Source organism: Microbacterium sp. Leaf351 (assembly GCF_001423825.1).
Lineage (GTDB): Bacteria > Actinomycetota > Actinomycetes > Actinomycetales > Microbacteriaceae > Microbacterium > Microbacterium ginsengisoli.
The window spans coordinates 157,194-160,775 of record NZ_LMPK01000015.1 but is presented as its reverse complement, the minus strand read 5'-3'; the positions used below and the strand labels follow the sequence as shown (position 1 = coordinate 160,775).

The 3,582-nt window shown below is 70.6% G+C and carries 2 protein-coding genes and 1 pseudogene; 2 read left to right on the top strand and 1 reads right to left on the bottom strand.

Translation table 11 applies throughout. From position 1 onward, the window contains the following. Positions 1-140: 140 nt before the first annotated feature. A complete protein-coding gene (locus tag ASG00_RS06430) occupies positions 141-815 on the bottom strand; it encodes a response regulator transcription factor (protein ID WP_056207678.1) in 675 nt (224 codons plus the stop codon). A gap of 111 nt (positions 816-926) precedes the next feature. On the opposite strand from ASG00_RS06430, the gene ASG00_RS06425 reads away from it, so the two are divergent. Both ASG00_RS06425 and ASG00_RS14435 read left to right on the top strand, forming a co-directional pair. Further along, entirely contained in the window at positions 927-2,135 is a 1,209-nt protein-coding gene (locus ASG00_RS06425) for a glycosyltransferase family 87 protein (RefSeq protein ID WP_162237856.1), read from the top strand. Between the two features lie 54 nt (positions 2,136-2,189). Further along, a pseudogene (locus tag ASG00_RS14435) lies at positions 2,190-3,582 on the top strand (aldehyde dehydrogenase family protein); the annotation flags it as partial.

The following is a 3,582-nucleotide window of genomic DNA, read 5'->3' as shown; positions in this document are numbered from 1 at the left end:
CCGCCGTCGCGTCGACGCTCTGCTGCTGGGCGCTCGTCAGGGCCCGGTATCCGACCAGAGCCACCGGGATGAGCACGGCAGCCGTGACGGCGACCACGGCCGAGACGATGCGGATGCGGGTGAAGCCGACACGCGGTCGCCTACGCGCCATGCGGCGCCTCCGGCACCAGGCGGTAGCCGACGTGCCGCACCGTCTGAACCATGCGGTGCTCGAACGGGGCGTCGACTTTCGTGCGCAGGCGGTGGACGTGCGCCTCGATCTGATTCGCCGTGCCGGTGCCGTCCCAGACCTCGCGCAGAAGATCCGCCTTCGACACCGGGAGCCCCGCCGCGAGCACGAGCGCCTCGAGCACCGCGAACTCGATCGAGGTGAGATCGATCACCCGTCCCGCCCGCGTGACACTTCGGCTCAGCCGGTCGAGCTCGAGCTCGCCGACCGTCACCGTCGTCGAGGCCGGCGTGCGGCGCACGAGCGCCCGCACGCGCGCGACGAGCACCGCAAACGGGAACGGCTTCGTCACATAGTCGTCCGCGCCCGCGTCGAGCGCCTCGGTCTGGTCGTACACGCCCGTCTTCGCGGTGAGCACGAGGATCGGCGTCTCGATGCCGCGGGAGCGTGCCCGCTCGATCACGCGATAGCCCGACAGGTGCGGCATCATCAGGTCGAGGATGACCACGTCGTACTCGCCTTCCGCAATGCGCTGGTAGGCGGCGAGCCCGTCGTGGACGACGTCGACGGAGAACCCTTCGGCGACCAGTCCCGCGCGAACCGCCGCGGCGAGGTCGACCTCGTTCTCGGCGATCAGCACCCGCATGTCCCCATTATGTGGGGGTGCCATCGCTGCGTGGCCGGCGTCGCCCGCGAGGCTGACGGCCCTGTCAGGCGCAGTCAGCGTCGCTCAGACCACGGCCCCCACGATCGGTGCATGAGAACTGCGCGACGTCTGTCGATGGCCGCGGTCGCCCTCGCGGCTGCGGCGTGCACCTGGATCACGATCACGTGGATCACCCAGGTGAATCCCGTGGACTTCCTCGTCTACCGGTATGGTGCCCAGCTGATGCTCGCGGGCGGCGACCCGTACGCGGGCAACCTGCAGGGCCCGATGATGCCGGAAGGCGGCATGCCCTTCACCTACACGCCGTTCGCGGTTCTGAGTCTCGTGCCCACCGTGCTCTTCGACACACGTACCGCTTACGTGCTGTGGAGCATCGCCAGCATGGCCGTCGTGGCGTGGGCGGTCTGGCGGTTCGCCCCGGAACGGTGGCATGGGCGTCCGGTCGTCATGACGTCGCTCGTCGTGGCCGCGGCATCCACGACGATGGTCACCCAGCACCTCTCCTTCGGACAGATCAACCTGCCCCTCATGGCGCTGGTGCTGTGGGACCTCACCCGGTCCGACTCGCGTGGCGCTGGCCGCGTTCCGGTCGGTCTGTTCGTCGGCGTCGCCGCCGCGATCAAACTGACCCCGGGCCTGTTCATCGCGCATCTGCTCGTCACGCGGCAGTGGCGACGTGCGGGATGGGCGCTCGTCGGCTTCCTCTCGGCGACGGCGCTCGCGTTCGCCCTGCTGCCCGCGGTGAGTGCGCGCTTCTGGACCTCGGTCATCTGGCAGCTCTCGAGTCGCGTGGACTTCACGGGAGGTGGCTTCGCCAGCTACGGCAACAACTCCGTGCCCGGTGTGCTCGCCGCCGCGGGCGCTGCTCCGGTCGTCGGCAGCGCCGTCGCGGCTGTGGTCGCGCTGGGGGGACTGATGCTCGCCGCTCGCGCCTATCGGCGCGGCGCGGCGATCGAGGCGGTGCTCATCGTCGGGCTCGTCGCCCCGATGGTCTCGCCGATCAGCTGGATCCATCACTGGGTATACATCCTTCCCGCCGCCGTCGTCGTGCTCTCCCGTGCGGGGGTGCGCACGAGGGTCGTGGCGCTCGCCGTCGGCTTGCCCGTACTCGCGGCAGGGCCAGGACTCGGCGAGTTTCTCCTCTCCGCACTGTGGCCGTTCTGGCCGTGGGCGGCTGCTCTGCGGGAGTGCCTGCTGTTGACCAGCATCGTTCTCGTGATCGCGCTCGCCCGCGCAGGATCTGTGCGTCCGATGGTGCGCGGGGCAGGGTCTGTCCCGGTCCCCGCGGCTCTTCACTGACGGGCATGGGGGCCGCGCTCGCGGACAAGAGAGCGAGGGCGCTGACGCGTCACGATGGCGGGACGCCTCGGCTCACGCCGCCTAGAGAAGGAGACGCCGGTGTCCGCTTCTGTCACCCCCGTTGACGACAACGTGCTCATCACCCGTATCGAGGCCGCCCCCGGCGAGGGGCGCGAGATCGTGGATGCCGCGACGCGCCGCCCGATCGCCCGCACCCCCGAGCTGACCGTCGCAGACCTGAACGCTGCGATCGCGGCCGCCCGCGCCGCACAGTCCGCCTGGGAGGCGCGCGGCCACGAGGAGCGCGCCCAGCTGCTGCATCGCGCCGCCGATGCCGTCGATGCTCATGCCGAGGCGCTCGCCCGGCTGCTGTCGCGCGAGCAGGGAAAGCCGCTCAACGGGCCCAACGCGCGGTTCGAGGTCGGCGCCGCCGCCGCGTGGCTGCGTGCGGCCGCCGACACCCCGCTCGAGGCGCAGGTGATCGTCGACGACGGCCGGACCCACGCCGAGCTGCACTACCGGGCCCTCGGCGTCGTCGCCGCGATCGGCCCGTGGAACTGGCCGATCATGATCACTGTCTGGCAGATCGCCGGGTCGCTGCGCATGGGCAACACCGTGGTGGTGAAGCCCAGCGAGTACACGCCGCTGAGCGTGCTCGCCCTGCTCTCGGTGCTCAACGACGTGCTGCCGGCCGACGTCCTGATCGGGGTGCCCGGTGACCGCGAAGTCGGTGCGGCGCTCGCCGCGCATCCCGACATCGACAAGGTGATGTTCACGGGCTCGACCGCCACCGGCCGACGCATCGTCGAGGCATCCGCGCACAACCTCGCCCGTCTCACGCTCGAGCTCGGCGGCAATGATGCGGGCATCGTGCTGCCGGGGGCGGATGCCGCGGCCATCGCGCCGGACATCTTCTGGGGTGCGTTCATCAACACCGGCCAGACGTGCGCCGCGCTCAAGCGCCTGTACGTGCACGACTCGGTCTACGACGAGGTCGTCGCCGAGCTTGCGAAGGTCGCCGAGGCGACGCCCATGGGGCACGGGCTCGAGGAGGCGAACGTGCTCGGTCCGCTCCAGAACGCGGCGCAGTTCGCGATCGTCGCGCGTCTGGTCGACGACGCCGTCGCACACGGGGGACGTCTCGTCACCGGCGGCACGCCGGCCGTGCACTTGGGTGAGCTGTTCTACCCGATCACTCTCATCGCAGACGTCACCGACGGTGTCGCGATCGTCGACGAGGAGCAGTTCGGTCCGGTGCTGCCGATCATCCGCTACTACGACGTCGACGATGCGATCTCCCGCGCGAACGGACTCGACGTGGGCCTCGGCGCCTCGGTGTGGGGCGACCGCGACGAGGCGCGCGCGGTCGCCGCGCACGTGGAGGCAGGCACCGTGTGGATCAACTCGCACGGAGGCGTCGATCCCCGCATCCCCTTCGGCGGCGTGA